The organism is Rhodococcus sp. G6(2025), assembly GCF_058628105.1.
In genome coordinates this window covers 2,313,233-2,339,861 of the sequence record NZ_CP179750.1, presented here as the reverse complement: position 1 = coordinate 2,339,861, position 26,629 = coordinate 2,313,233, and the positions used below count along the sequence as shown (strand labels likewise).

21 protein-coding genes are annotated in these 26,629 nt (G+C 68.2%); all 21 read right to left on the bottom strand.

Annotated elements, in window-relative coordinates; all coding sequences use genetic code 11:
* Window positions 1–2 precede the first annotated feature (2 nt).
* Window positions 3–1,247, bottom strand: coding sequence for a hypothetical protein (locus tag ACLIVD_RS10560; RefSeq protein WP_317568120.1), 1,245 nt, complete (start codon window positions 1,245–1,247; stop codon window positions 3–5).
* Window positions 1,234–2,607 (bottom strand): lipopolysaccharide biosynthesis protein, encoded by a 1,374-nt coding sequence (locus ACLIVD_RS10555; protein ID WP_491932437.1) that lies wholly within the window; start codon window positions 2,605–2,607, stop codon window positions 1,234–1,236. Before ACLIVD_RS10555 ends, ACLIVD_RS10560 begins: the two co-directional genes overlap by 14 nt.
* A gap of 2 nt (window positions 2,608–2,609) precedes the next feature.
* A complete protein-coding gene (locus tag ACLIVD_RS10550; protein ID WP_491932436.1) occupies window positions 2,610–4,385 on the bottom strand; it encodes an alpha/beta fold hydrolase in 1,776 nt (591 codons plus the stop codon).
* On the bottom strand, window positions 4,369–5,679 hold the full coding sequence (locus ACLIVD_RS10545; RefSeq protein ID WP_491932435.1) for a glycosyltransferase family 2 protein: 1,311 nt from the start codon (window positions 5,677–5,679) through the stop codon (window positions 4,369–4,371). The genes ACLIVD_RS10550 and ACLIVD_RS10545 overlap by 17 nt, the downstream gene beginning before the upstream one ends.
* Window positions 5,676–6,626 (bottom strand): glycosyltransferase family 2 protein, encoded by a 951-nt coding sequence (locus tag ACLIVD_RS10540; protein ID WP_283331445.1) that lies wholly within the window; start codon window positions 6,624–6,626, stop codon window positions 5,676–5,678. Before ACLIVD_RS10540 ends, ACLIVD_RS10545 begins: the two co-directional genes overlap by 4 nt.
* A 6-nt stretch (window positions 6,627–6,632) precedes the next feature.
* A complete protein-coding gene (locus ACLIVD_RS10535) occupies window positions 6,633–7,478 on the bottom strand; it encodes a glycosyltransferase family 2 protein (RefSeq protein ID WP_491932434.1) in 846 nt (281 codons plus the stop codon).
* 289 nt (window positions 7,479–7,767) lie between these two features.
* On the bottom strand, window positions 7,768–8,634 hold the full coding sequence (locus ACLIVD_RS10530; protein ID WP_283331447.1) for a nucleoside triphosphate pyrophosphohydrolase: 867 nt from the start codon (window positions 8,632–8,634) through the stop codon (window positions 7,768–7,770).
* Between the two features lie 4 nt (window positions 8,635–8,638).
* Window positions 8,639–12,286 carry a transcription-repair coupling factor gene (gene mfd / locus ACLIVD_RS10525; protein WP_491932433.1) on the bottom strand — a complete coding sequence of 1,216 codons (3,648 nt, stop codon included), beginning with the start codon at window positions 12,284–12,286 and terminating at the stop codon, window positions 8,639–8,641.
* Window positions 12,287–12,405: 119 nt separating this feature from the next.
* The gene (locus ACLIVD_RS10520) at window positions 12,406–14,841 is read right to left on the bottom strand and encodes a glycoside hydrolase family 2 protein (RefSeq protein WP_283331449.1); all 2,436 of its coding nucleotides are present in this window, start codon (window positions 14,839–14,841) and stop codon (window positions 12,406–12,408) included.
* A 32-nt stretch (window positions 14,842–14,873) separates the two neighbouring features.
* Window positions 14,874–15,839, bottom strand: coding sequence for a DUF1839 family protein (locus ACLIVD_RS10515; protein WP_283331450.1), 966 nt, complete (start codon window positions 15,837–15,839; stop codon window positions 14,874–14,876).
* Complete coding sequence (locus tag ACLIVD_RS10510; RefSeq protein WP_491932432.1) at window positions 15,836–16,786, bottom strand: amino acid--[acyl-carrier-protein] ligase; 951 nt, start codon at window positions 16,784–16,786, stop codon at window positions 15,836–15,838. The genes ACLIVD_RS10515 and ACLIVD_RS10510 overlap by 4 nt, the downstream gene beginning before the upstream one ends.
* Window positions 16,783–17,991 carry an acyl-CoA dehydrogenase family protein gene (locus ACLIVD_RS10505; protein WP_491932431.1) on the bottom strand — a complete coding sequence of 403 codons (1,209 nt, stop codon included), beginning with the start codon at window positions 17,989–17,991 and terminating at the stop codon, window positions 16,783–16,785. Before ACLIVD_RS10505 ends, ACLIVD_RS10510 begins: the two co-directional genes overlap by 4 nt.
* Complete coding sequence (locus ACLIVD_RS10500; RefSeq protein WP_005238830.1) at window positions 17,988–18,230, bottom strand: acyl carrier protein; 243 nt, start codon at window positions 18,228–18,230, stop codon at window positions 17,988–17,990. The genes ACLIVD_RS10505 and ACLIVD_RS10500 overlap by 4 nt, the downstream gene beginning before the upstream one ends.
* Complete coding sequence (acpS, locus tag ACLIVD_RS10495) at window positions 18,227–18,664, bottom strand: holo-ACP synthase (RefSeq protein ID WP_280781442.1); 438 nt, start codon at window positions 18,662–18,664, stop codon at window positions 18,227–18,229. The genes ACLIVD_RS10500 and acpS overlap by 4 nt, the downstream gene beginning before the upstream one ends.
* Window positions 18,665–18,903: 239 nt before the next feature.
* Window positions 18,904–20,748, bottom strand: coding sequence for a putative bifunctional diguanylate cyclase/phosphodiesterase (locus tag ACLIVD_RS10490; RefSeq protein ID WP_283331454.1), 1,845 nt, complete (start codon window positions 20,746–20,748; stop codon window positions 18,904–18,906).
* A 14-nt stretch (window positions 20,749–20,762) separates the two neighbouring features.
* Window positions 20,763–22,892 carry an Rv1355c family protein gene (locus ACLIVD_RS10485; RefSeq protein ID WP_283331455.1) on the bottom strand — a complete coding sequence of 710 codons (2,130 nt, stop codon included), beginning with the start codon at window positions 22,890–22,892 and terminating at the stop codon, window positions 20,763–20,765.
* Window positions 22,889–23,665, bottom strand: a complete 777-nt coding sequence (locus ACLIVD_RS10480; protein ID WP_283331456.1) for a hypothetical protein — start codon at window positions 23,663–23,665, stop codon at window positions 22,889–22,891. Before ACLIVD_RS10480 ends, ACLIVD_RS10485 begins: the two co-directional genes overlap by 4 nt.
* 194 nt (window positions 23,666–23,859) lie before the next feature.
* The gene (locus ACLIVD_RS10475) at window positions 23,860–24,285 is read right to left on the bottom strand and encodes a hypothetical protein (protein WP_283331457.1); all 426 of its coding nucleotides are present in this window, start codon (window positions 24,283–24,285) and stop codon (window positions 23,860–23,862) included.
* Window positions 24,282–24,746: a GyrI-like domain-containing protein gene (locus ACLIVD_RS10470; protein ID WP_283331458.1), complete on the bottom strand. Its 465-nt coding sequence runs from the start codon at window positions 24,744–24,746 to the stop codon at window positions 24,282–24,284. The genes ACLIVD_RS10475 and ACLIVD_RS10470 overlap by 4 nt, the downstream gene beginning before the upstream one ends.
* A 357-nt stretch (window positions 24,747–25,103) precedes the next feature.
* The gene (locus ACLIVD_RS10465) at window positions 25,104–25,745 is read right to left on the bottom strand and encodes a ScbR family autoregulator-binding transcription factor (RefSeq protein WP_037203446.1); all 642 of its coding nucleotides are present in this window, start codon (window positions 25,743–25,745) and stop codon (window positions 25,104–25,106) included.
* A gap of 114 nt (window positions 25,746–25,859) precedes the next feature.
* On the bottom strand, window positions 25,860–26,474 hold the full coding sequence (locus tag ACLIVD_RS10460; RefSeq protein WP_206031502.1) for a TetR/AcrR family transcriptional regulator: 615 nt from the start codon (window positions 26,472–26,474) through the stop codon (window positions 25,860–25,862).
* Window positions 26,475–26,629 lie beyond the last annotated feature (155 nt).

The window sequence follows — 26,629 nt, the reverse complement described above, 5'->3', positions numbered from 1 at the left end:
GGTCAGAACATCCTTCGAGACAGTAGAGACAGTGGGTCGCACAGTGCGTCCGAGAGGGCGCTGCGGACGAGTTCGGGGTCGAAAACGTTGTCGTGCAGCGACGCCGACACGTCCAGGTCGGGACCGTGGCGCACCGCGGTGAAGACGATCGACGCAGGGTCGGCCGGTTCGCTCAGCGCGGTGACGAGACGCCGGCCGGGCCCGTCGGTCCAGTCGAGATCGGCCAGCAGCGCGGCCTGTCCCATGTCGGAGTACACGAGCCTCGCCCGGGGGTCCGCGGCGACGTGAGTGGCCCGCGCGTGCGCAACACCGGCACGCACCCGCCTGCGGAACGTGGCGGTGCTGAGTGCGAGCGAGGCCAGCGGCCGGCCCGACGCCGTGGCCTGCGCGATCGCCGCACTCATCTCGGCGGCATCACCCGGGTCCGACAGTGAGAACCGCACCAGGGCTGCGAAGTTGCCGTTCACCGTCGCCGCCTCCGGGAGGTACCGGCGGCAGTCGAAGAGAACGTCGACCTCGTCGTCGATCGCCAGGCCACAACTGCGCATCGCCCGCGAGACGGCCGCGAACAGCAACGACGACACCGACGCCCGGGGCATTTCCCGATCCCGCCAGCGACGCAGTTCTGCGGTGGTGCCGGGCGCTGTCGACGCGATGACCGCGGTGGGCGCGCCGTGCCACGGCACGACCACCTCGGCCGATCCGGAACCGTGCGCGGCAGCGGGCCGGGATTCGAGGAGCCTCGCGACACGCGTGGGGGACGACGCGAAGGTCCGGGCCAGGGCGCACGCGAGCGGCAGAGCGCTGTCGCGTGTCCGCGCCCATTCCGGAACCGGCGTCCCCATGCGTCCACCGGCAACGGCACGGACGAGTGACAGCGCGAGCCTGCCATCGCCGAGTCCGTGGGAAATGTCGAGCAGGAGAAAATCGCCCGCGACCGCGACGTTCAGCGGGTATGCGGACGCACCCGACCGTGCCAGCCGGGTCAGCAGCTGCGGCACCTCCTCCCGGGTACAGGGTCCGAGTTCCCGTACCTGCCCGATGAAGTCCTGCGGTCGGTGCTCCCACCGGCGTGACTCGGTGGTCGGGACGAGGCCGATCGGGGTGTGCCGCCCGCCCGCGTGCGCGAGCAGCGTCAGCGTGTCCCGGATCTCGCCAACGCTCGGCAGTCGGACGGGACCGATCGCGGTGATCATCCGGCTCCCGCTGCGCATCAGGTCGCGGGAACTTGCTCTATGCGTCGACATCGGACACCTGCCACATCGGTTTCTGGTTCATGCTCTTCTTCGCCAGCCACCGCTCCCACTTGGAACGGTTCTGGAGTCGGCGGAGCCAGGAGATGAGCGGTCCGGCGAGGATCACGGCGGTGAGCGTCTCCGCGGCGAGATACGCCCAGCCCACCCCCGCGACCCCGATCGACGCGCTGAAGACCAGGCTGCCGACGATGATGACCACCGTGGCCAGGCACTGGGTGACGACGGCGAGTGTCAGTCGGCGGTACACCCGCGCGAGACCGTCGTAGACGGCACCGATGACGGTGAGAGGCACGAACACCGCGGCGAGATGGAGCAGAGGCGTTCCTTCCGCACGGTATTCGTCGCCGATGAATCCGAGCGCCGGCGGCGCGACGAAGGCCAGCCCGAATCCGCCCACCACCGCGACCACGGCAATGGTGCGGACGAACCGGCGGGACAGGCTGACGATCTTGTCCGGATGCGCGGCGGCTTCGGCGACGAACGGGCCCACCATGAGGTTCACCATGATGTAGAGGGCGCTGACGATCGACCACGTCACTGCGAAGTACGCGTTCGCCGCGGTGCCGACCCGGGTGACGACGATCAGCGGGACGACGAGCGGGGCGATGGCCCCGAGCGCCGAAATGCCGTACGAGGAACCGAAGTACACACCGAGTTCCTTGTTGGAGGGCAGAGCGGGCACCTGCCGGTATCGAGGGTCGGACCGGATGCGCAGGCCCATCGACGTCAATACGACCACAACGGCGATCGCCGCGGTGACCCCCCAGGACGCGACGATGGCGAGCGCCGACCCCGACGCCGCGAGCACCACGACCGCGAGAAGTTTGGCCAGCGCGTGGAAGACGTTCTTCGACGCCGCCCAGCGGGCCACACCCAGCCCGGAGACGGTCTGATCCTGCAGGGCGAAGAGCGCGAGCACGACGACGAACACCGGATAGATCGCGATTTCCAGGTTGTTCTCGAACAGCGTGTCCCGCGGACCGACGACGATGAGTCCGACTGCCGACACGAAGGCCAGCGTGGCGACGGCGGCGAAACCCTTGACCAGCAACGGTCCCGCGCGGTGGCCCGCCACGGGCAGGAAGCGCTCGAACATCGAGCCCAGGCTGAGATTCGACAGCGTCGACAGCATGATCGCCGTCGAGATGAGTGCGGACGCCACGCCCACCTGATCGGCGGGGAACAATCGCGCGGCCGCACCCCAGAAGGCGAGGCCGAGTACACCGGTGACGACACTCGACAGCATCAGTGCCATCGAGTTGAGTTGCAGATTCCGCCCCGCGGAGCGCGGTGGCTGCTCGGCACGGTGCTTCGCGCGTAGGTGCGACTGCGTCGCTGTCGGGGATCCCATGATTACCCGACCAACTCCGGCCGGGAATCGTCACGGGCGTCGTCGACGCTGTCCACGGTCAATTCACCGAGCGCGGTGGCGAGGACGTCCCGCAGGACCCTGTCCCGCAGGGCGGTGCTGTACAGCGAGTGATCGCCGGACGGGTACGTCACCAGGCGTCCGTTCCACCCGGCGCGCCGGAGCCGGCGAAGGCTGCGCTCTCCCTGGTTCTCGACGAACGCGGCGTAGTCGATCGGTGAGAGGAGGACGGTGGTGTGCACGCCACGGTCGTTCAGCGGAGCGAGCATGACCTCCGGCACCTGCAGCAACCCGGCCCGGCCCAGCCACAACCAGCCGCGGTACGGCATCCACACCCGCAGGTACTGTTTCGCCGTCGCCGCGTGCCGGTGGAGTAGCGCGAGCGCGGCACCCTTCAGGGAACCCTGGCCGGCGTCCATCGTCGACTGCTTCACGAAGGCTTTACGGGTAATGGTCCAGTCCGCCATGTTGACCAGGACCACCGCCCGGACCGGACGGCGGAGGGCGGCGTAACTCGAGTTCCACGCCCCCGAACACATGCCCACGAGCACAGCCGATTCGGGCTGCGCACCGCTGACGGAGATGATGTCGACGGCGTCGTCCCGGGATTCGTCCGTGTAGATGGTGGTGGATTCTCCGTGCTGCACCGTGCCGGTGTCGCCGGTGCCGCGGCGATCGAAGCGAACGCTGACGATCCCGTGGGCCGCGAGTTCGCGGGCAGTCTCGGCCCACAGCCGGACGGGCCCGACGCGGTGCTCGCCGGCGGTGCCGTGGAAGATCACCGTCGGCGCCGCAGGGGTGTGCACCGCATCCCGCTCGGCCGCGACGGACGTGCGGATCGTGAAGAGTTCGGACGCCCCCTCGAAGCCCAGAGTCTCGGTGACCTGCCTGCCGTCGACGGTCCGATCCACGACGGCGGTGGCGCGGAGATCGAGTGTGGCACCGGTGTGGTGGTTGCCGAAGGACGCGGACATCCAGTCGGCGATCCGGTCGATGTCGCCGAACGGGAGCCGGACCACGAAGTCCGCCGGCTCGAGGAACGATTCGTAGTCCTGAACTGTGAAGTGCTCGGCGGTCCAGGCCGCGACGGCCTCACGCATCCCGACGGAGTCGACCTCGCTGTCCCGCAACGCCATCAGCACCTTCGCGCCCGGCGGCGGAGTGGCGGTTCGCAGACTCATCGCCGACAGGGCCGTAGCCGCGGCCGGTGCGAGCACCGCACCGATAAGGGTGACCCGCGGATCGTCCGCGTCCTCGGGACCGACCACCATCTGGTGGAGCGCGGTCTGCTTGCGCAGGTAGGCGCGGCCGCGCACCACCGGATCCCACAGGGTCACGGCCCGCACCGGACCGCACGTCGCGGCGACCTGCGCGGCGAGCAGGGCGCCTACCCGGAGGCCGACCAGCCCGATGTCGGTGATGCCGCAGCTGCGCACGAAGTCGACGGCCGTCCGGATGCTGTCGAGCCATCCGGCGACCGCGTCGGACTCGTCCTGGGCGCCCGGCGAGTCACCGGTGCCGCGGTAGTCGAACCGCAACACCAGAAGCCCCCGGGCCCGCAACTGCTGGGCGAGGTAGACCATTCCGCGATACGAGTCGACCTGTTCCTTGCCGATCGGCGGGCACAGGACCACGGCACCGCGGCAGCGGCCGTCGGCTGGAAGGTCGACGACGCCGAACAGCGGCGCGTCCTCCGGTCCGAACCAGGTGGCGAACCGGGTGCCGTCGCTGCGGCCGGCGAGATCAGGATGGGCTGTCATGGGTCATCCCTCTCATCGGCGCCGGATCCCGGCCCTCCACGCGGGCCTTCAGATAGGCGAACGGGCCACGCGCGATGGACCGCAGTTCGGTGGCCCCGATCCCCACGGGAAGGTCGTCGGCGAGACCGTCCGGAGGGGTGGCGACGCGGGACATCTTCCGCGACAGATGAAGAAACGTCGGCGCCTGCCGCACGGCGATGCGCGCGGCGAGCCAGGCGGTGCGGGGGTCGACGGCGATCTTGGCCAGCCACGCGCCGAGTCCGAGCCCGTAGCCGCGCGCCTGGACGGCGAGCGCCTCGTTGTCCGCCCGGTGCCGATGCCACACGACCGCCCCGGGCCGGTACGCCAGCTGCCGCCCGGAGTGCAGCACGCGGAAGAACATGTCGAGGTCTTCGCCACCGTCGGTAGGGGCTCCCGCCCCGAGCGCCTCGTCGAAACCACCCAGCGCGAACACGGCCTGCCGATCGACCGCGAAATTCGCACCGGTGCCGTAGACGCCGACCTGGAACGGGAAGAGCGGCACGTCGGCGGGCGGGTGCGCGAGGTCGAACAACCGTGGGACACAGGAACTCGCCCATCCCACCCGCTGATCGAAGTAGGCCTGTGCGGGTGTGCGGATCTCCCCGCTCGGGACGATTCCGCACACGCACGCCACCGCATTGCCGGCGCCGAAGCCGGCGACGAGTTCGGTGAGCCAGTGCGGGTCGACGACGACGTCGTCGTCGGTGAACGCGACGATCTCCGTGTTCGCCGCGCGGACGCCCGCATTGCGCGCCCGGGACAGGCCCGGGCGGGGCTCGGTCACGACGCGTACACGGGGGTCACCGAGTTCGGCGACGTACCGCTGCGTGGCGTCCGTGCGGGATGCGTTGTCGACCACGATCACCTGGTAATCGGGATGATCGAGCGACAGGATCGATTCGAGGGCGACCTTCAGGCTGTCGACCCGGTCCCGGGTACACACCACCACGGTGACGGACGGGCCGGATGCGGCGGTGGCGGCGGCGCTTTCGGCCGCCGCTCCCGGCAGGAGCCCGTCCAGTGCGCGCCGCAGTGCGCCGGCCTCGAGTCGGCCGTCCTCGATGTCCACTTCGACGAATCCCAGCAGGGTGCGGTCTTCCCGCACGAGCAGCCGGGCACGCTGATACCCCTCGGCACGCTCCAGCCGGTATTCGGTGTCGTCTCGCACGGGACCGCGCAGTTCGCCGACCCAGACGGCCCCGTCCCACGTCGGCGCGTGATCGCTGACGAGAGCAGGCACCAGGTCGATCCGGCGATCGAGTGTTCCGGTCATGCCGTCACCCGCTTCGATCGCAGACCGACGAGACCGCGGACGTAGCCGGCCGTGGTCGCCGTGAGCCCCGCGACCACGGCACCGGCCCGGGCCAGCCCGCCGTGCCGCGGGGATGCGATCCCCGTGACGACAGCTCGCGGGAGAACGCGTGCGGTGTACGCCCGCTCGCTGCTGAGCGCGTCGCCGGCCCCGACGAGATCGGAGACCAGCGCTTTCGACACGCCCTCGTGGAAGCACCGCGAGAGGAAGTATCGGAACGTGGCGCGGTCGTCGCTGACGCGGTGCTCCACCCTCATCGCGGGGTCGAACAGCAGTTGCGCAGAGGGCTGGTGGGCGCGGATCCGGATGCAGAGTTCGGTCTCCTCGCACCCGACCGGTGTCTTGCCGACCCGGCCGATCCCGTCGCTGAATCCGTGGACGGCGTCGAACACCGTGCGCCGCAGAGACATGTTGCAGCCGATGAAGTTCCGCACCGGCTCGATACGTGTCGGTTGGCCGACGTAGCTGCAGCCGACCACCCAGTCGAACTCGGCGGGCATCCACACGGGGCGGTCCGCGGGCCACACGGGACTGGCGAATCCCCCCACGCCGAGCACGTCGGGGTCGGAATAGTGGGCGGCGGACACGCGGTACCAGTCGGGTTCGGCGCGCGCATCGTCGTCGAGGAACGCGATCATGTCGCCACGCGCCGCGCGCACACCCGTGTTGCGGGCTCCGGAGAGCCCCTTCGATCCGGAGTTACGCAGCACGGTCACCCGGGTCGGCCCGGCGAAGTGCCGTTCGGCACGCGAGAACAGCTCCTCGGAGTGGTCGATCACCACCAGCACCTCGAGCACGGGCACGTTCTGGGTGAGCACCGAGTCGACTGCGGCGCACAGGTCGGTCCACCGTTCGGTGGTGTAGGCGCAGATCACGACGGAGCAGGACACGAGGGTGGACACCGTCATGGTTGCTCAGCCTCGCGCGACGGGAGTCGGGGACACGTCCGGTGCGGAGGTGCGCTGTTCGCTCCTGATGGTGCGCAGCACCCGGAGCCCGTCACGTACCGCGTTGAGATTGCTCTCGCCATGGATGCGGTCCTGTTCGAAACTCGGCACCTCGGTGATCTTCAGGCCCGCGTTGGCGACCCGCACGTTGATGAGTGTCTCGATCTCGAAGCCGTCGCCCCACTGCGCCTCGGTCGCGTCGACGGACGGCAATGCCATCACCGGGACGTGGCGGCGCCAGAATGCGTTGTAGCCGTAGCACAAATCGCTGAACGACGCCCCGAACTTGAGGTTGACGATGGCGTTCAACGCCTTGTTTCCGAGCTTCCTGCTGAACGTGATGTCCGAGCTTCCGCCGCCGGCGGCGAAGCGCGTGCCCTTCGCGAAGTCCGCGCCTGCCACGAGTGCCCCGACGAACAGCGGGATCTCGGCCGGGTCCGTGGATCCGTCGGCGTCGATCATCACGATGATGTCCGACGTGGAAGCGAGGAACCCGCACGCCAAGGCATTGCCCTTGCCTTTTCGGCTTTGCGTCACGACCGTGGCGTCGGGCCAGAGACTCTTGGCCACCTCGACCGTGTCGTCGACGGAATGTCCGTCGACGAAAACGATCTCGTCGATGTCGGTCGGCATTCGCGCGGCAACGTGCGGGAGGTTCTTGGCTTCGTTCATGGCAGGCACGACGACCGTGACCGTCGGCCGCTGCGACCCGTCCCCGTCGTTGCGACCGTTGTCTTCGCCTTTGCGTTGGTCGACGCCCACGACGTCGGTACCGTCGGAGGGTTCCAGGCGATCAGGCGTGTAGAGGCTCATTTGTCCGTCTTTCCTCGTCGGGCGAATGGCCCGGCAGCATCACAGTCGTCCCATGCGAGCACTGACCACCCCGTGTCTGGAGTGATGTCCTCACCACGTGCAGCGTGCAAAGGAAGCAGAGACCGTTCGAACCCCCGCAGTTCAGAAAACATCAATGTTTTCGACTATCGGTCTTCTTTGCAGGGGTAAACCTATCTCAAGTTTGTTTCTTGCGCACCAGTTAACGCGAAGTGATTTAAAACTCAGTTACATTTTGGCAAACCGAAGCGATCGCGCGGACCAGACGTTCTCACGACGGCCAGTGACCCACCCAGTCCGCTGCTCCGAGCGAGGACTTGCCCTGCGCACGCGCCGCATTCTCGGCTGCCCGGATCCGGGTGATGAACGCGTGCGCCGCCGCCCGGAGTCTCGTCTCGGCTTCCGCCTCAGCTACCAGCCCGGACTCGATCTCCACGGGCACGAGCTCCGGCGGCAGGCCGGCCTTGCTCGCGCGGGCGATCACCTTCGCCGCGAGGGACGCCGCGGGCTGACTCATCGCGACGCCGTCGAGGCAGGAACTCCGCGCCTTCTCCGCCGCCTTCCGGATCTCCCATGCCCGTTCCTGCTCCGCGATGTCGATCGGTCCCACGACGTCCTCCCCGAGGTGGGGACTGCGGTGCACGAGTTTGGCCACCAGGGTCGCGGCCACGTCGTCGACGTCGAAATTGCCCGACGCCGAGGCGATGCGTGAGTGGAAAAGGACCTGCAGCAGCAGGTCTCCGAGCTCTTCACGCAGATCGCCGGGTTCGGACGACTCGATCGCGTCGAGAACCTCGTACGTCTCCTCGACGAGGTAGTGCGACAGGGTGCGGTGCGTCTGCGTCACTTCCCAGCCGCCGTAACTCCACAATCGGTCCATCACCTCGGCGGCCTCGACGAGATTGTCGCCCGGGACCTTCGGTGCCGCGATGACGCGTGACCCCGACGCGACCCACTCGCGCACCGTGGGGTGGTCGGGGTCGGTACTGACCAGGACGGCGGCCCCGGGTGCTTCGGTCAGCAGGGTCCGCACGCCGTCGGGTACCTCGTCGGTGAACTCCACCCCGTCACCGACCACCCCGACGGCCTCCATCGGGATCGTCGTGGGCCGCAACGGGTCGAGCAGGACCACCGTCATCGGGTCAGGCCTCCATCACCACGGACCCGGCGGCCTTGCCGTCCAGCGCGACCACGAAGTCGGCGATGTACTGCAGCAACTCCACGTCACGCACCCGCTCCGCGCCGATTCCGCCCGACCCCGCCCGGGGCAGCGGCAGCTGCACCATTCCGGTGGTGGCACGGTACTGCGCGCTCGGGTAGATCCGCTTGAGGCGCAACTGCTTCGAGTCGGGCAGGGCCATCGGCGCGATCTTCAGCTGCGTCCCGACCACGGCAATCTCTTCGAGTCCGTACTCGCGGGCCAGCAGGCGCAGCTTGGCCACCGAGACCAGTCGGCGGACCTCCTCGGGCAGCGGTCCGTACCGGTCGACGAGTTCGTCGACCACGGCCGTGATGCCGTCGAGTTCGGTGGCCGCCGCGAGCTTGCGGTACCCCTCGAGCCGGAGGCGGTCGCTGGTGACGTAGTCGGGAGGGATGTGCGCGTCGACGGGCAGGTCGATACGGACCTCCTTCGGGGCGTCCTCCGTCGTGATCGGCCTGCCGTCGGCTGCCGCCCGGAACGCCTCGACGGCCTCCCCCACCAGCCGCACGTACAGGTCGAACCCGACACCCGCGACGTGACCGGACTGCTCGGCGCCCAGCACGTTTCCCGCGCCGCGGATCTCGAGGTCCTTCATCGCGACCGCCATGCCGGCACCGAGGTCGGAGTTCTGCGAGATGGTCGCGAGGCGGTCGTAGGCCGTCTCGGTGAGCGGCTTCTCCGGCGGGTACAGGAAGTACGCGTAGCCGCGTTCCCGGCTCCGCCCGACGCGCCCGCGCAACTGGTGCAGCTGCGACAGGCCGAGGGAATCGGCGCGTTCGACGATGAGCGTGTTGGCGTTGGAGATGTCGAGACCCGTCTCGATGATGGTGGTGCACACCAGCACGTCGTAGTCGCGTTCCCAGAAGCCCTGCACGGTCCGCTCCAGGGTGTCCTCGTTCATCTGCCCGTGCGCCACCACGACCCGCGCCTCGGGGACGAGTTCGCGGATCCGCTGGGCCGACTTGTCGATCGAGCTGACCCGGTTGTGGACGTAGAACACCTGCCCGTCGCGGAGCAGTTCCCGTCTGATGGCCGCCGCCACCTGCTTGTCGGCATACGCGCCGACATAGGTGAGGATGGGGTGCCGCTCCTCCGGCGGCGTGAGGATCGTGGACATCTCGCGGATGCCGGCCATGCTCATCTCCAGCGTTCGCGGGATCGGCGTGGCCGACATCGTGAGAACGTCCACATGGGTGCGCAGGGCCTTGATGTGCTCCTTGTGTTCCACACCGAAGCGCTGTTCCTCGTCGACGATGACCAGGCCCAGGTCCTTCCACCGGATCCCGGTCTGCAGCAGCCGGTGCGTGCCGACCACGACGTCGATCTCGCCGTCGGCCATACCGGCGATGATCTCCTTGGAGTCCCCCGCATCCGTGAAGCGGGAAAGCCCGCGCACCGTCACCGGGAACGCTGCCATGCGCTCGGTGAACGTCTGCAGATGCTGCTGAGCGAGCAGCGTCGTCGGCACCAGGACGGCCACCTGCTTGCCGTCCTGCACGGCCTTGAACGCCGCCCGCACCGCGATCTCGGTCTTGCCGTAGCCGACGTCGCCGATGACGACGCGGTCCATCGGGACCGCCTTCTCCATGTCGGCCTTGACCTCGCTGATGACCGTCAGCTGGTCGTGGGTCTCGGTGAACGCGAAGGCGTCCTCCATCTCCTTCTGCCACGGGGTGTCCGGGCCGAACGCGTGTCCGGGTGCGGCCTGCCGCGCCGCGTACAGCTGGACGAGCTCACCGGCGATCTCACGAACCGCCTTGCGCGCCTTGCGTTTGGTGTTGGCCCAGTCGGAACCGCCGAGCTTGCTGAGCGCGGGCAGCTCGCCACCGACGTACCGCGACAGCTGGTCGAGCGACTCCATCGGAACGAACAGACGGTCGCCCGGGTGTCCGCGCTTGCTGGCGGCGTACTCGATCACCAGGTACTCGCGGCGGGCGCCGCCGATGGTGCGTTCGACCATCTCGACGAATCGTCCGATGCCGTGCTGGTCGTGCACCACCATGTCCCCCGCGGTCAGGGCCAGCGGGTCCACCTGGTTGCGGCGCTTCGCCGGCAGCCTCTTGCCGTCGCCGACCGCGGCCACCCGGTTGCCGGTGAGATCGGCCTCCGTGACGATGACGAGTCCGGCAGTGGCGTCGTCGCCGGGGAAGACCAGGCCGTCGTGGAGCGAACCGCGCAGCACCCCGACCTGGCCCCGCGGGGGCTCGGTACCGGGCGCGAGTTCCGCCGCCGGCACCTCGGCCTCGCGCAGACGCTCGAGCACGCGATGCGCGGTGCCGGCGCCCGCGACCACGATGACGGCGCGCCCGCCGGTGGTGACGTGGGCGCGCAGGCTCACGAACAGTTCCGACAGCAGGTCGTCGGAACCGCGGACCTGCGGCGCCGGCGTGACCGCCAGCTCCAGTTCCTCGCCGTTGCCCGACGCGAGCGGGCTCAGCGTCCACCACGGCAGGCCCGTGGCCTCCGCGGATTCGCGGACCTGGCTGAGCGAGCGGTAGGCGGAGGCGCCGAGGTCGATGCCATCGCCCTTCAGCACCGACGTGTCGAGCGGGGCGGCGCCGCCGATCGAAGCCGCCGTCCACGATGCCTCGAGGAACTCCTGACCGGTGCGCACCAGGTCGGTGGCGCGCGTCCGGATCTTCTCCGGATCGCACAGCAGCACGTGTGCGCTCTCGGGCAGCACGTCGGTGAGCAGCTGCAGTTGCCCCGGCCGCAGCACGGGCAGCAGCGCCTCCATGCCCTCCACCGGGATACCGGCCGACATCTTGTCGAGCATCTCGACGAGCGCGGCGTCGGCCTGGTTGTCGACCGCGAGTTGCGCGGCCCGGTCGCGGACGTCCTCGGTGAGGAGCAGTTCGCGGCACGGCGGGGCGATCACGGCGTCGATGTCGAGTTCGGGCAGCGACCTCTGGTCCGCGACGGAGAACGCGCGCAGTTCGGTGACCTCGTCGCCCCAGAACTCGACGCGCACGGGATGATCCGCGGTGGGCGAGAACAGGTCCAGGATGCCGCCGCGGACGGCGAACTCGCCGCGCTTGCCCACCATGTCGACGCGCGTGTACGCCATTTCGACGAGCCGCTGGATCAGCCCGTCGAAGTCGTGCTCGACGCCCACGCGCAGTGTGACGGGTTCGATCTCACCGAGCCCCGGCGCCATGGGCTGCACCAGCGAACGGACGGTGGTGACGACGACCTGGAGCGGCGCCCCGTACGAGCGGTCGTCCGGCCGCGCGAGTCTGCGGAGCACCTCCACGCGCCGACCGACCGTGTCGGCGCTCGGCGACAGCCGTTCGTGCGGCAGCGTCTCCCACGACGGGAACTGGGCGACGGCGTCGCCGATCATCTCCTGCAGTTCGGCGGTGAGGTCGTCGGCCTCGCGGCCGGTCGCGGTGACCAGCAGCAGATGGGTGCGCTCGGCGAGGGCCGCGGCCACGAACGGCCGGGCGGGTGCGGGCGCGACGATGTCGAGGTGATGGCGTCCGAGAGCCTCGGTCACCTGCGCGATGACGGCGTCGCCCAGCGCGATCTTCGCCAGACCGGCGAGCGGGGTGTCGGACGAGGGCTCGGCAGCGATGAGCGGGGAAGACAACGACGCACTCCTGAGCAGTGATGACGAACTGCCGGCGAACAGCTCGGGCCGGGACGAGCGGCCAGTTGCGGACTGAGCCAGCCTAGTCGATATCGCACAAGGACGGACCGGGGTCCGTATCAGGTGGAGGCCTGCACGACCGGTGCGACGGTCATCGAGTTCAGCGCCCGCACGTGCCCGGTCACCGCGTCCGCTGTCCCGGTCCTGCGCACCGGCACGATCCGTGCTCCGCCGGGCGGCAGGTGGAACCAGGAGTCCTCCGGTTCGAAGCCGCGGAGTTCGAGGTGCACGTACTGCGCAGCGCCGTCGGTGCCGACGTCGACGACCCAGTTCCCGGACGCCGTCTGCCGCGCCACCGCAGTCAGACCGACGGTGCGTTCGAGGGCGCGCGCCGGTCCGCCGACGAGGTGAACGGACTCGGCGACGACACCGTCCTCACTCGACAGGGTGACGGTCACGCTCTCGTATCCGCGGGGGCCGAAGCGGTGGACGTGGGTCGCGTCGGTGAAGCGCCCGAGCACCGTGTCGAGCGACCACCGGCGGGCCGCGTGCGCGGCGACGGTCACCGGTTCGGTGACGTCGAACGCCCGGGCACCGGTGCGGGTGTGCACCTGCACCCGCAACTCCCCCGCGACCTCGTGGTCGGAGTCGTTGACCGCGTCGATCCGCAGTCCGTCCAATCCGTCCTCGGCGAGGAGGACCGCGACCGGCAGCGACATCCGCCGCATCACGAACCACGGAGCCTTCGGCCTGCCGTCGGAGTCGAGCAGCCCCCACCCGGCGCCGGGTTCGAGGTCGCGGAGCGCAAGCACCAGCGCGCCGTCGCATCCCGAATCGGGCCGCCGCCAGTATCCGAGAGTCGCCGCGAACGCCTCGCAGACGGCGGCCCGGCCGAGGGCGAGGTACCGCTCGGGGTCGCTCCACCGGACCGTCGACGGCTCCTCGCCGAACAGCGTCCGCACGTAGTGATCGCGGACGTCCTCGAAGTCCCAGGGCGCCCCGGTGTCCCGCGGCACCGCCACCTTCCACCGTGGGTGGTGGCCCGCGACCGCGAGGCTGCCGAACTCGGCCTCGATCGCCGCGTCCGACGGGGGGATCGAGAACGCGAGGCATTCGGCGGCGAACCGCACCCGGGCCCGGCGGACGTCGGACAGCGGAAGCCGATAGCCCCCGACCCCGAAGTAGTGCGCGATACCCGTCCCCACGTGGGTCGCGAGCGCGTCGCAGCCCGGCGGCGAGGTCGGTGACGACGACACCCGCACCACCCCCGGCGCCGTCCGACCGACCACCGCCGGAATCACGTCGTGCACCGCCGTCATGTGCGGCGAAGCGAGTCCGAGCATCGCCGGTTGCTGTTCGGTCTCGCTGCCTCCGCTGAACACGGTGAGCGCGGGGTTCCCGGACAGCGGTCGCAGCACCGCCTCGACCTCCGCGGTCAGCAGGTCCAGGAACCGCTGATCGTCGGGCGGGTCGAACGTCGACAGCATGGCGTCCTGCCACACCATGACACCCAGTTCAGCACAGTCGTCCCAGAACGCGGCGTCCTCGTACACCGCCGTGCCCGGCACGCGGACCATGTTGAGGCCGGCCTCGACCACCCGCTCGAGGGTGGCTCGCGTCTGATCCCGGCCGCCCAGCCCCACCGGATCCACGGGTGTCCAGACGGCGCCGCGGCAGTACACGTCGACGCCGTTGACCGACAGCCGGAATCCGCCGTCGCTTTGCGCCGCGCGCACGGTGCGGAATCCGACCGCACCCAGGTCGACGACGTGCTCCCCCAGGACGATGCTCAGCGGATACGTCGCGGGGGTGCCGTGGGTGTGGGGCCACCACAACCGGACGTCGGGGACGCGCAGGTGGGCGCGGACCTGCTGCGCGCCCGGCCCGGAGCCCACGATCGTCGCGTCCACGGTGAGGTCGCCGAGCCGCACGAAGGGGGCCGGTCCGGCCGAACGATGCACGCGCACGACCAGGTCCAGCACGCCCGTGCCGTCCTCCACGGCGGTGACCACGTGAGCGTCCGACAGGACGGGCGCGGTGCGGTCGTGCAGTCGCACCGCCCGCCACGGGCCCACCGGGGCCGGCACACCACCGAAGACCGGGGCGCGGCCGAGCAAGCTCGTGCGAACCCAGCGCAGGCCCTGCGCGCTGACCAGCGACGACCGCCAGCGTCCGCGCGGCCGCCGGCGGCGCAGCGCGGCATCGAGCGACGGAAAACGGATCGCCAGCGTGACCGCGCCGGGGCGGGAGGCGAGTTCGACCGAGGCCGGCACGAACATCGACTCCGAAGACAGAAGGAGGTCGTCGCCCGCCCACACCTGCGCGTACGAGGCGAGGCCGTCGAACTCGAGCCGCCACGGCCCCGGGCCGCCGCCCGACACGTCGGTGACGAACCACCAGTCGACCGCATCGGTCTTCGTCGCCCGCGCCGCCGCAGCTCCGTCGGTCGCCCGGATCGCGCCTGCCGCGGTACCCGGCACCTGCGCGGGATACCACGGGCCCGGCACCCCCTTCAGACCCGACGGATCGGTGACCGAGCCCGGTTCCGTTGCCACGCAACGCCACCGCGCGCCGGCGAGAAGATCCACTACGCGCGTCCGACCACTCGCGCCACACCGCCCACCGACCGTTCCCACGCCTCGGCCATGCCGTCGAGTTGCGCCGACGGGTCGACACTGCGTCCACGAGCGGCCCGCGCCATCTGGAACTGCACACTCTTCGCGCCCTGCGCCACCGCCCGGAAGCCTGGCGCGAACGCCGCCGCCCCGGCGAACCCGTTGCGCTCGAGGTACTCGCAGACGTCGGCGGCCAGTTCCGCGGTGGCACCGCACTGCCGCAACACCCCGAACGTCCACAGGTGAAAGGTGTCGATGCCGGCCTCGCGGATCCAGGGCACGTCGGCGACCACCCGTTCGCCGAGATCGCGCACCGGATTTCCGTCCGGCCGGGTGGCGAGATGATGGCGCAACACCGCCTCGAAGCGCGCCGGACGGTACCCCGGGTCCCCGTCGAACCGGACCTGCTCCACGTAGGGGGTGAAGGTCGCCGACCCGGTGACGTCGAGCCCGAACAACCCGCGAAAGTCGTCACCGGCCAACCGGTGATACCCGCTGTTGTGGAAATACTCGAGCACACCGGCCTCCCGGTCGATGTAGTTCGCGACGATCGTCGTCTTGGTGTGACTCTCGCGGTACCCGGTGCCCACCGTGTCCGGGAGCCAGTGCGCATCCACCTCGACGATCGACAGCATTCCCGCAGCGAGATTGTCCTGGACGTGGTCGAGGACCCGGCGCCAGACGTTCATCTCCCCCACGTCGATCCCGTACAGCGCGAACAGATCCTCCGGCTTGAACTTCAGGAACGTCCACTGCGACCCGTCGAACCGGGCGCCGAACGCGCACGCGGCGGCGGGCACCGGATCGAGCCCGAGCGAGTGGAGCACCTCCACCCACAGGTCGAGGTAGCAGTTGGTCTCGGTCCACGTCCGCTCGTCGGAGTGGATGGTGTGCGGTTCGTATCCGTCCGGCGAGATGTCGATCAGCCGGGATGTCACAGCGACATCCGGGATTTCACCGCACTCGGCCAGCGCGACGGATCCATGCCGTGGGTCCGCAGCATCGCGAGCGCGATGCGTTCCATCCCGAATCCCACGCACGCGCTGTGGGCGATGCCGCCGTCCGCGGTGGCGATGTCGAACGTGACACCGAAGTGGTCCTGATGGCAGTTGCACGAGACGACGGCGGTGCCCTCGTCGAGATCGCCGTACAGGCGCACCGTGAGCTCGGTCTTGAGGTTCTCCTCACGCTGGTTGGCGGCGAGCATGCGTCCGACCCTGCCGAAGAACGGGTCGTTGGCGATCACCGGCGTAGCGTCCAGCCACAGGTCCGACAGCACCTCGAGCCCACGCTCGATCCACGAATCACGGTGGGTCGCGGCCTGGTCCGCCGTACCGATCTGCACGAACTCGTGCATCCGGAACGCCTGCATGCGGGCGGGATCGAACGCCGGCTCGTGCCGGAAGCAGTAGCCGTACACGTCGAGCAGCGCACCGCCGTCCGGCAACACACCCGTGAACATCGGGTACGCGGGGTGGCACGCCGCCGACACCAGCATCGTGTCGGTCGGTTCGAGCCACTTGTCCCAGCTCTCGCCGTCGGCTCGCGCCGCCAGCAGTTGGGCGTGCTCGGCGTTGGTGCCGGTGAACGTGTTGATCGCCCCGGTCAGGTCGGGGAACGACGCGATGTAGTCGGTGCGCTCGAAACTGGTGCGCGGGAACACCGGAGGAAACCGGAATCGGGCCGCGGACGCGCCCGGCCCTGCTGCGCGCACGACCGCGTCGATGCCGTCGACGATGTCCTCGAACAACCCCGACCGTCCGTAGAGGCCGGCGACGGACGTGTCCACCAGGAGTCCGGCGTCCAGCAGTTCCGCCCGGAAGGCACGCCGGGCCCGCTCGAGTTCGCTCGTCACTTCCCGTTCCACTGCTGTATCCGTACTCATATCGTCCCCCGGTATGCCGTGGCCATCTGCGCCGAGTTGGCCATGATTCGATCGTTGTTGATCATGACGGCCGCTCCGTGCGCATCGCGCAGGTGCCGGCCGAGCGAGTACTCCGTGTCTTCCCGGTAACCGGCGATCCCGCAGATCAGCAGGGCCCTGCCGACGAGGTCGACGGCCAGGGTCGACGCCGTCACCTTCAGGTTGTTCATCGCCAGCGAATAGCCCACTCCACCCGCGACTTCGGCCTCCGGCGAACCGGCGGGCGCCGCATCGGCGTCGTCGAACCGGCGGGCCGCCGCGAACACGACATCCGAGAACTGCTGGTGCACAGCGGCCGCCTCGGCGAGACGCGACGCCGCGGGTGAGTCCACGCCCGGCTGCTTACGCGCTGCCGCTCGCACGTACCGCCGCGCCTTCTCCACCGCCGCGTCGGCGATGCCGAGCCACACGGCCGACCACACCGAGTGCGACACCGGGAGCATCGTCGCCGCCGAGATCTCCGCGTAGGAGTCGGCGACGACGAGATCGGGGGTGGTGGTGGCACGCAGCACGAAACCGGGACTGCAGGTTCCGCGCAGTCCCAGCGTGTTCCAGTCACCGGTGCGCTCGAGCGTCACGTCGGCACGCCGGCAGACGACGAGCACCTGGTCGCTCGGCGGGCTGTCGGGGGTGCGCCGCGCGGTCGCGAGGATCGCATCGGCGTACTCGCCGTAGGAGATCACGGGGGCATTCTTGACCAGCGACACCACCCCGCCGGACTGCTCCACCGCGCACGTGCTGCGCCGGACGTCGCCCCCGATGCCCAGTTCCGTCGTCGCCGATGCCAGCAGGAACTGCCCGGCGACCACGTCACGCAGGAAGGCGGTGACACCGTCGCCACCCGGATGTCGTACGAGCGAGAGGATCTGGGTCTGGTGCATCGCGAACACCATCGCCGTCGCGGCGCAATGGCGCCCGAGAGTCCTGGCGATCGTGCACAGTTCGCGAAGCGTCGCGCCTTCGCCACCCAGTTCCGGGGGAACGGCACACGAGAGCAACCGCTGGTCCCGGAGTGCGTCGATCGCTTCCTGCGGGAAACGCGCGTCCCGATCGACGTCGACGGCCCAGCTCGCGGCCACCTCGGCCACGACCCTCTCGGCCCGCGCCGCCGGTCCCCACGACTGCGCGGACTCGATCCCGGCGTCGCTCACCTGGGCGATGCTCATGCCACTCCGAGTTCGACGAGTGCGCCCCGAATGGAATCCACACTCGCGAACGTGCTCTTGCGCAGCAGCTCGTCCGGGAACTCGATGTCGAACGAATCCTCCAGCGCCAGCATGACGTTGACGCTCGCGTGCGACGTCAAACCCAGTTCGTAGAGATCGGCTCCGACGGCGATGCTCGCGGCATCGACGGACAGCCGGGCGTGGTCGCCGAGAACCTTGCGGATGGTCTGCTCGCTCATGGGTGGCGTTCTCCTTGGTGATGGGGTGGGGTGCCGAGCCGGGACGCGGTGACCATCGCGATCGCGACGTCGGCCTCGTGCGAGATCGAGACGTCGAATCCGCCGAGCCCCTGCCGCTCGGCGAGGGCCGATGCGTTGCCGGACAGGCGCACTCCGCATCCGCCCCAGCTCTCGCGCCGGATCTCGATGGACTGCCACGGCAAGGCGACGTCCCCGGGTCGCAACACCTTGACCACGGCCTCCTTGGCCGCGAACCGGGCAGCCAGCCGTTGGGCCCGCGCAGGACCCTCGCAGGTTTCCAGTTCGTGGGGTGTGAAGATTCTCGTCAGGTAGCGGTCGCCGAACCGCTCGACGCTGCTTCTCACGTGCCCCACCGTCATCACGTCGCACCCGATACGGGACTCGGGGATCGACAAGACAGAACCACCAGACATCGATCCCCCTGCTCCAGTCTTCGACAGTCCCACGTTCTGCACCGGAAGCCGCGCTCAGCGACTCTCCAGCAAACCCTTCGGAAAGTTACCGCACACCGGCAATTCAAGACAAGAGGTACTGCGGTGTGGGCATAAACATACCCTGAGTCTGTAACGGTGTCCTGGCAACGCGATCAAGCAGCAAATCCGACGCACGCGATTCGTCTGGAACTCACCGACACGCCGGGCTCGTAGTCGAGCTACAACCCGACCTCGATGGCTCCGGCCGCCAGCAACGTGCCGATCTTCTCCGCCGAGACCGGCCGGCTGAACAGGAAGCCCTGCGCCCGATGGCATCCCATGTCGAGAAGTTGCCGGGCCGACTCGACGTTCTCGACGCCCTCCGCGACCAACTCCAGGCCGAACGATTCGGCGAGCCCGATGATGGACTTCACGATCGCCCGATCCTCGGGGTTGGTGTCCAGGTTCATCACGAAGCCTTTGTCGATCTTCAGCGTCCCCACCGGCAGCGCCTTGAGGTGGCTGAGGGAGCTGAACCCGGTGCCGAAGTCGTCGATCGCGACCTCCACGTCCATCGCGTGCAAACCTTCGAGCGCTTCACGCGTCCAGGTCAGATCACTGAGCACTGCGTTCTCGGTGATCTCCAGGCACAGCGCGCCCTTCCGAAGGTCGAATTCCGTCAACGCACTGGCAACGACGTCGAGGAAGTCCAGACCGGCCAACTGTCCCGGCGAGACGTTGACGCGCAGATCCAGATCCAGCTCGGGTACCTGCGACCGCCAGTCGGCCCACTGCCGGCAGGCCTTCCGGATCACCCAGCGCCCGAGCTCTCCGGCCACATTCGTCGCCTCGGCGACGTCGATGAACGACGCCGGCTGCAGCAACCCGAGCAGCGGGTGATTCCACCGCACCAGGGCCTCCACGCCGATGATCCGACCGGTCCGCAGGTCGACCTCGGGCTGGTACTCGAGGAACAGCGACTCGTCCGCGATGGCCGCACGCAGACTGAGCTCGATCACGTTGCGTTTCTCGCTCTCCTCCTGCATCTCGTCGGTGAACACGCTGATCGCATTACCGCCCTTGGTCTTCGCGACCATGACGGCCTGGTCGGCCTGGCTGAGGAGCGAACTGGTGGTGGCCTTGCCCGGAATTCCGGCCGCGACGCCGATACTGACACTGCGGCTGACCACCTCGCGGCCGAGACGCACCCGTTCGGTGACGACGTCGCGGATGTGCTGCGCCCGCACCTCCGCCTCCTCCAGGCCCACCGACCCGCCGAGCACGAGCACGAATTCGTCGCCGCCCAGCCGGGAGACGAGGTCGTCGGTCTCGCTGGTCGATCTGAGCCGGTCCGCGATCGTCGAGATGAACCCGTCACCGGCTCCGTGACCGAAGAAGTCGTTGAGAGGCTTCAACCGGTCCAGGTCGAGGAACAGGATCGCGACCGACCCGGCTTCGGATTCGGCGAGGCGAGTGTCCAAGTGGTGGTAGAGCGCGCGCCGGTTGCTGAGACCGGTGAGGGAATCGTGGTCGGCCGAGTAGCGCAACTGCTCCTCGACGACGATGCGCGCCTGGACCTGGGCGAGCAGGGCGGCGATCGCCTTGAGGACGTCGACCTCCGGGGGCGTCCAGTCGCGGTCGCCGAACTTGATGAATCCGAGCGTGCCCGTCGTCGTGTCACCGGACAGCAGTGGAACGGCTGCGAGCGACACCTGCGGCACCCCGGACGCCTCGCGGACCCGCTCGTTGTAATCCGGACCGGACACCTCCGGACGGAAGATGGCCACTTCCTTCTGGTGCTCGATCTGGGCGAACGTCGAGTCGGCGTCCTTGAAGTAGACGACGCCGAGCGGGTCGGGGTCGGGGATGAATGGTCGGAGCGGGTATTCGGCGACCAGGACCGTCGCCGCGATCTCGTGGTCGGTGAACCGGAGGAAGCTGGTGTCGACCTCGAAGTGCTCCACGAGATCCTGCAGCACGCGGGTGGCCACGGGCTTGAACGAGACCGCATCGACAGGCGTGAGCCGGGACGCCACGGTTGTCACCAGGGTCTCGAGCTTTTCGGTTTGCTTCTCGGTGTTCACGGGCCCTCCTGTCGTTACGATATCCGCCTGCGAAGCCGGTCGGCGAGGCGCTCGCTCCGAACCGACGGGCCAGGCGCGTGGCTGAGCCGTAACACCATGGCGAGCGCTTCACCTGCCTTCGCGCCGACGACGTCGAACAGTTCCTCCCGCAGCCTCTCCAATGGTGCCGCATACCGTGGTGAGAGTTGTTCGAGTTCCGCACTTTCCACACCGTAGAGAAACACCGGCGAAATCGGTTGAACGGCGAGCCCGAGAGCCTGGGCGTGGATCCACACGCTCTCGGTCGCCTCACCGCCGCGCACGTAGTCCCGAGGGGTGCTGCCCGGAATGGCGACGACCGCGACAGCCGAGCTCGACGCCACACGGTCCGCGGTCGACTTGCCCAGCGCGCGTCCCGCGTCCAGTTCGCCGAGTCGTTCCATGACGTCGGGTCTTCGCAGCAGCGCGAGGGTCGACAGTTCCGCCGAATCAAGTTCCAGTGCGCGAACGTCGATGCCGGTCTCGACCGAATCCAGCGGCGGCCACCGCAACTCGCCGATCATTTCGCGGTGCAGGGTCGGTGTGAGGAATCGGATGCGGTCCGACTCCGCGAGAATCGCTCCGATCGTCGCGATGTCGTCCCGGTCGGTCACCAGGCAGAGGCGTGCGCCCTCGAGCGAGGCCGCCTCCGCGAGAAGTCCCGCCTGCGTGTCGTCCAAGGGCCGGGGCACGCCCGGCCTGCGATTGGTGGTCCGGTCGAGCATGTGCTCGTAGCGGTCGGTGAGTTCGCGGGCGTTCCCGCTGCCGAACGTCATCGTGGCGACGGGAAGTCCTTCGTCGCCGTCGTGGACCGTCACGGCGCCGAGCAGTCCGGCGGCCGACGCGGCGATCCGGGCGTTGTGCAGCGCGGCGCCGACGGCGACACAACTGCCGCGGTACCCGACGTCCATCGCTGTCGTGTGCTCCGGGGCCACGGAGATGGTCAGCCCCGCGTCATCCGCCGCTATCGTCCACGGCTGGACGTTGCCGCCGGACGGCGCGCGGGCTGCGGCATGCACGACGGCGTCGACGGCGTCGTGCGAGACCGGTGCGGGCACCGCACGATCCGCGGGCTCCTCCGGCAGATCGTGCGGTCTCGGCGGATCGGTGAGGGCATCGAGATGCTGGTCCAGATCCATGCGGCACCGACCTGGTGCGAGCGGCTGTCCGAGCCCGATGCGCCGCACCGCCGCCGCGACCTGCGCACCGCCGAGCAGCACCTCGCCCCCGAGCTGAGGCCAGGTGGAGATGGTTTCGTCCACTTCCACCAACGACGCGGCCATCGTCGCCGACAGCTCACCGGCGTCGAGAATCCGAAGGACGAGCGGAATCTTGTCCCGCGAGCCGAGCCCCGTCAGCGACTCCACGTCGACGTCACCGATTACTCCGTGGAAGACGGGCCGGTCGGGTTCGAGGTCGAATCGCTCGACGTCCAGCAGACCCCGGTCACTGGTCGCCATCAGCACCGGCAATCCCCTTCGCTTGGCCTCCCGTCGCAGGGACACTTTGACGTCGAGGGAGTCGCATTCGTCGATCACCACGTCCGTGCCGTCCAGGAATTCGGCCACCGACTCGACGTCGAGACCGTCCTCCCACAACGTCACAGTGACGTAGGGGTCGATCTCCGCGATACGGCGGGCGGCGACCACGGCCTTGTTCACGCCGAGGTCGAGAACGGTGCCGGGAACCCGGTTCAAGTTGGACAGTTCGAGGGTGTCGAAGTCCGCGAGCCGCAGGCCGCCACACGCACCTTCCAGCGTAAGAGCCAACGCGACCGCGTGACCGACGCTCAGTCCGACGATCCCCACGGTCACGTTCCTGAGGCGTTCCTGTTCCTGCGCGGTGATCTTGTTCCGATTCCGGTCCAGCCGCAGCAACCGGAACGATGCGGGTCCGAGCAGACGCACCACGGTCCGTCGCCACGAGTAGTACGCCCACACCGGAGCCTCGTCCAGCGCACCAGGTCCCGGTGTGGGGACGAGGGAACGGAGGCTCTCGATCTGTTGGTCGAGCCGATCGACGAAGACCACCGCGGGGTCGCGGCGGAGACGGTCCAGTACCGCCGCGTCCCCGGAGTGGCCCTCGTCGAGCAGCAGTGCGGTGTACTCACCGTGGGTTTCGGTCACGAGACGCTCCGCATCGGCCGGACGACGTTTCCTCCCGTCCCCGTCGCGATGCCTGCCGACGGCGTCGGTCGGGACGTCGTGAGTAACAGTTGGGCCAGCTGCATGGATTCGGCGCGGCCCCTGCGCCTACTCCGATCCCACCACATCAGCCGGGTCTCGTAGCGGTCATCCGGATAGGGCACGGGAGCAATGTGGTCGGCCACCACGCCACCGGTGGTTCGCCACGTGTCCAGGACGTGGGACCCGGCGGTCGCGAGCATGAACTGGACGTCGAGCAGATCCATCGAGAAGGTGGCGATGCGACCCAGTGCGCCGACGAGTTCACCTCGCCGTGCGGCCGCGTCCGCCACCCATGCGCCCTTCGCTTCCACGACACCGAACGGCAGCCGGTCCTCGATCATCCGGCGGACGGCGGGAGCTCCGGGATCCGTTCCCCATTCCGTGATCGCATGCGCCTGATCAGCGACAAGATATGGCCCCTGGGCGCGGACGCCGGCTGCGACAGAACCGTTCGGATCGATGGCGACGAAGAACAGTGCGGTGGTGTCGCCGGCCTGAATCCGGCGGTACTCGAGCGCCTTCTCGGCGCCGTACTTGCGATAGCCCGCGAGTGCTCCCTCGAGATACTCTTCCCAGAGCGTCGGCTCGTCGGAGGGCCGGGCGACAACGAAGCGACACTCCGACCGCGGATCCCACACACTCAGAGTTCGATCGAGTATGGTCTCCGTCGACCGTACGTCTATCTGCGGATTCGTCAGCTGTTCAACAGACATTGGTATTCCCATCGGGCGTCGGTGCGGCAATTCCGGGGACTCACGGGTTACGTAAAGACCCCAAGAACTGGACACACGAACACCCGGTCACAGCCCCGCGGCTACCTATTTTCCGCGTTTACTCCGGATTTGTCACCTGTGATGCCACTAATGGGCCCAAAAACAAACTTCAGGTCGGTAATTTCCGCCTGCAATTAGGTGAGGGAAATGAACAGCTCGACGCTGCTCGGTGCGCGGAAGACCTCGATCTCCTCCGCGTAGGCTCGCTCGATGCGCCCTTCCTTCTCGGCCAGCTCGGCCTGAATCCACACGTCCTCGATCGGGTCGGACGATCGCCCGTCGGGTGTGAACTTGGCGAAATACCCGGACGGGACACGCACCAGGACGTCGCCGATCTCGAGATGATCGAGGTCGATACAGCGGTATCCGATCACCGCAGTCCACCCGAGATCGGGGACCGCGACGTAGACGGTGGTCAGTTCCTCGACACCTCGCTGCTGGACACGCTCACGCGTGAACTTCATCAGGTCGGTGGCGTGCGCCGAGGGACCCAGTTCGATACGCGGGAGAATGAGTCCCCCGAAGTCGGCGGACTCACGCTTGACGATCTCGAAACTCATTGCTGCCCCTGCCTGGTGGCGGGTGGCACTATCGCCACGTACAGATCGATGCCGAATGCGTGCGGATAGAACTCGAAATCGCCGGTGTAGGACCGCTGAATTTGATGCGATTCCTCCGCGTCACGAATCTGCCCCCAGAGGGCGTCGAAGAGATCGGGAAACGTTCCGACCGAGGAGAATTTGGCATACGTCCCCGCAGGTATCCGCGACACCAGGTGCCCACGTCCGACCTGGTCGATGGTGGAGCACTCGTAGCCCACGATTTGCGTGTAGTACGAATTGATCTCGGGCGCGTGGTCGACATAAGCGGACGCCAGAGGCCGATCCACGTTCTGCGCGAGAAGAGTCGACCACGTCTTTTCGAGAGCCTTGTCGCGGGCTTCTCCGAGCGCCCGCTTGGGGCTACGGACGGCCAGTCCAGCGACCAGCGTCTCTTCGCGTTCGACAATGACGAACGGCATCGGGCACCCTCCGATGTCATCGGCTCATTGGGTTTGCAATGGCAGTTATCTTTCGACCACCCGGTAATTCAGGGGACGAGATTTCACAATACATCCTTCGGTAACCGGAGACGGGGTCATTGGTGTCGCAAAGCGCAGCGTCGAACTGGGCAAACCCTGACCGTGCCGTCGCATTCCATTCAACTCGGGTCCGAAACAGTTTTGTCTGGCAAAGTACATACTCAAAGTCTTTTTTAAGGGATTTTCTTAGATTCAAGGTGTGTTAACACGAAGCCTCGACTTCAGACCGTCATACACCTAACAATGTGGCGTCGATCGAGCAGTTATCGCGGAAACCTCTTCCGCGGAGGCGGTTTTCTAGCGCAGAAGACGCCGCGAGGCGAACTGCCTGAAATACACCAGCTTCGACGGCTCGACAAGCCCGGGAAGAATGAAGTACCAGACCCGCTCCATGCGGCGCGGAAGATCGTCGAAGGCGCCGGTCGCGGTCGCGACCACATGCGCTCCCAGCAACGACCCGAGCAGAAAGGTGGAAAGCGTCCCCGTGGAGACGTCGTCCTCCGCGAGAATATCGCCCTCCTCGACCGCACGTGCGACGAGTCGTTCGAAACCCTGCTGCCACGAGGCCACCACGTTGCCGTGCGTCCCTTGATAGTCACCGATCTCGTGCTGCAGTCGCAACATCGCCGCGACGATCGGATCGGAACTCGCCGCCTCGATCGCCACGTAGGACAGAGCGACGAGCGCTTCCAGCGCCGGCGTCGGCCCGTCACTGACGGACGTCATTCCGGCCGTGAGCCGGATCTGGCCCTCGTCGATGACACCGCGGGCCAGGTCTTCCTTCGAACTGAAGTGGAAGTACAACGCACCTTTGGTCACACCGGACTGCTCGATGATCTCGTTGAGACCCGCGTTGGCGTACCCGAGGCGCAAAAATACGTCGGCCGCCGCCATCAGGACCGACGCCCGAGTTACCTCTGCTCGAACCTGTCTCGCCATCGACTGCCTCCCGAACAACCCCCCCGACGGGGCGCGCAAACTCCAGCGAACCCTAGCACTTGACAGGCGCAGCCCTAGTGAAGTTGAACCGCGAGTCGGAAAACGAGAACACGTTCACTGAGGTGTCGTGCGGGGCCGATCGGTGCCCAACTGGGGATCCGCCTCGAGATTGGTCAACCCGTTCCAGCACAGGTTGACCAGATGCGCGGCGACGACTTCCTTCGGAGGCGTCCGCTCGTCCAGCCACCACGTCGCGGTGGTGGACACCATACCGACCAGCGCCTGCGCGTAGAGCAGGGCCAAATCGGGATTGAAGCCACGCCGCGAAAAATCGCCGGCGAGGATGTGCCCGACCTGACCGATCGCCTCGTTGAGCAGGCTCGAATACGTTCCGTCCGGTGCCGCCACCGGAGAGTCGCGGACGAGGATGCGGAATCCGTCGGTGTGCTCCTCCACATAGGTCAGCAGCGCCAGCGCGACCCGCTCGACCCGGACCCGGGAGCGGTTCTGCTTCAGCGACGACGTCACCATCTCCAGCAGCCTCGACATCTCCCGATCCACGACCACGGCATAGAGGCCCTCTTTGCCGCCGAAATGTTCGTAGACGACGGGCTTGGAGACGTGCGCCCGCTGTGCGATCTCCTCGATCGACGTCGCCTCGTAGCCTCGCTCGGCGAACAGCGCACGACCGATCTCGATCAACTGCTCCCGGCGTTGCGTACCGGTCATCCGGGTGCGGACCGCCCTCTCGGGGGTCGCGTCCACGTCCGTGGGTCGGGGCACCGAGGCACCATCCTTTCCTGACACTCGCGACGACCAAGCGCCGCGGGCAGCGTCGAAACACTGCAGGTAGCACCCACTCTATCGGGGCGTTCGGGACAAAT

Coding starts and splice junctions, on each gene's coding strand:
- ACLIVD_RS10560 (WP_317568120.1), bottom strand. CDS start 1,247: ATGTCGACGCATAGAGCAAGTTCCCGCGACCTGATGCGCAGCGGGAGC.
- ACLIVD_RS10555 (WP_491932437.1), bottom strand. CDS start 2,607: ATGGGATCCCCGACAGCGACGCAGTCGCACCTACGCGCGAAGCACCGT.
- ACLIVD_RS10550 (WP_491932436.1), bottom strand. CDS start 4,385: ATGACAGCCCATCCTGATCTCGCCGGCCGCAGCGACGGCACCCGGTTC.
- ACLIVD_RS10545 (WP_491932435.1), bottom strand. CDS start 5,679: ATGACCGGAACACTCGATCGCCGGATCGACCTGGTGCCTGCTCTCGTC.
- ACLIVD_RS10540 (WP_283331445.1), bottom strand. CDS start 6,626: ATGACGGTGTCCACCCTCGTGTCCTGCTCCGTCGTGATCTGCGCCTAC.
- ACLIVD_RS10535 (WP_491932434.1), bottom strand. CDS start 7,478: ATGAGCCTCTACACGCCTGATCGCCTGGAACCCTCCGACGGTACCGAC.
- ACLIVD_RS10530 (WP_283331447.1), bottom strand. CDS start 8,634: ATGACGGTGGTCCTGCTCGACCCGTTGCGGCCCACGACGATCCCGATG.
- ACLIVD_RS10510 (WP_491932432.1), bottom strand. CDS start 16,786: ATGAGTACGGATACAGCAGTGGAACGGGAAGTGACGAGCGAACTCGAG.
- ACLIVD_RS10505 (WP_491932431.1), bottom strand. CDS start 17,991: ATGAGCATCGCCCAGGTGAGCGACGCCGGGATCGAGTCCGCGCAGTCG.
- ACLIVD_RS10500 (WP_005238830.1), bottom strand. CDS start 18,230: ATGAGCGAGCAGACCATCCGCAAGGTTCTCGGCGACCACGCCCGGCTG.
- acpS (WP_280781442.1), bottom strand. CDS start 18,664: ATGTCTGGTGGTTCTGTCTTGTCGATCCCCGAGTCCCGTATCGGGTGC.
- ACLIVD_RS10480 (WP_283331456.1), bottom strand. CDS start 23,665: ATGTCTGTTGAACAGCTGACGAATCCGCAGATAGACGTACGGTCGACG.
- ACLIVD_RS10475 (WP_283331457.1), bottom strand. CDS start 24,285: ATGAGTTTCGAGATCGTCAAGCGTGAGTCCGCCGACTTCGGGGGACTC.
- ACLIVD_RS10470 (WP_283331458.1), bottom strand. CDS start 24,746: ATGCCGTTCGTCATTGTCGAACGCGAAGAGACGCTGGTCGCTGGACTG.
- ACLIVD_RS10465 (WP_037203446.1), bottom strand. CDS start 25,745: ATGGCGAGACAGGTTCGAGCAGAGGTAACTCGGGCGTCGGTCCTGATG.
- ACLIVD_RS10460 (WP_206031502.1), bottom strand. CDS start 26,474: ATGACCGGTACGCAACGCCGGGAGCAGTTGATCGAGATCGGTCGTGCG.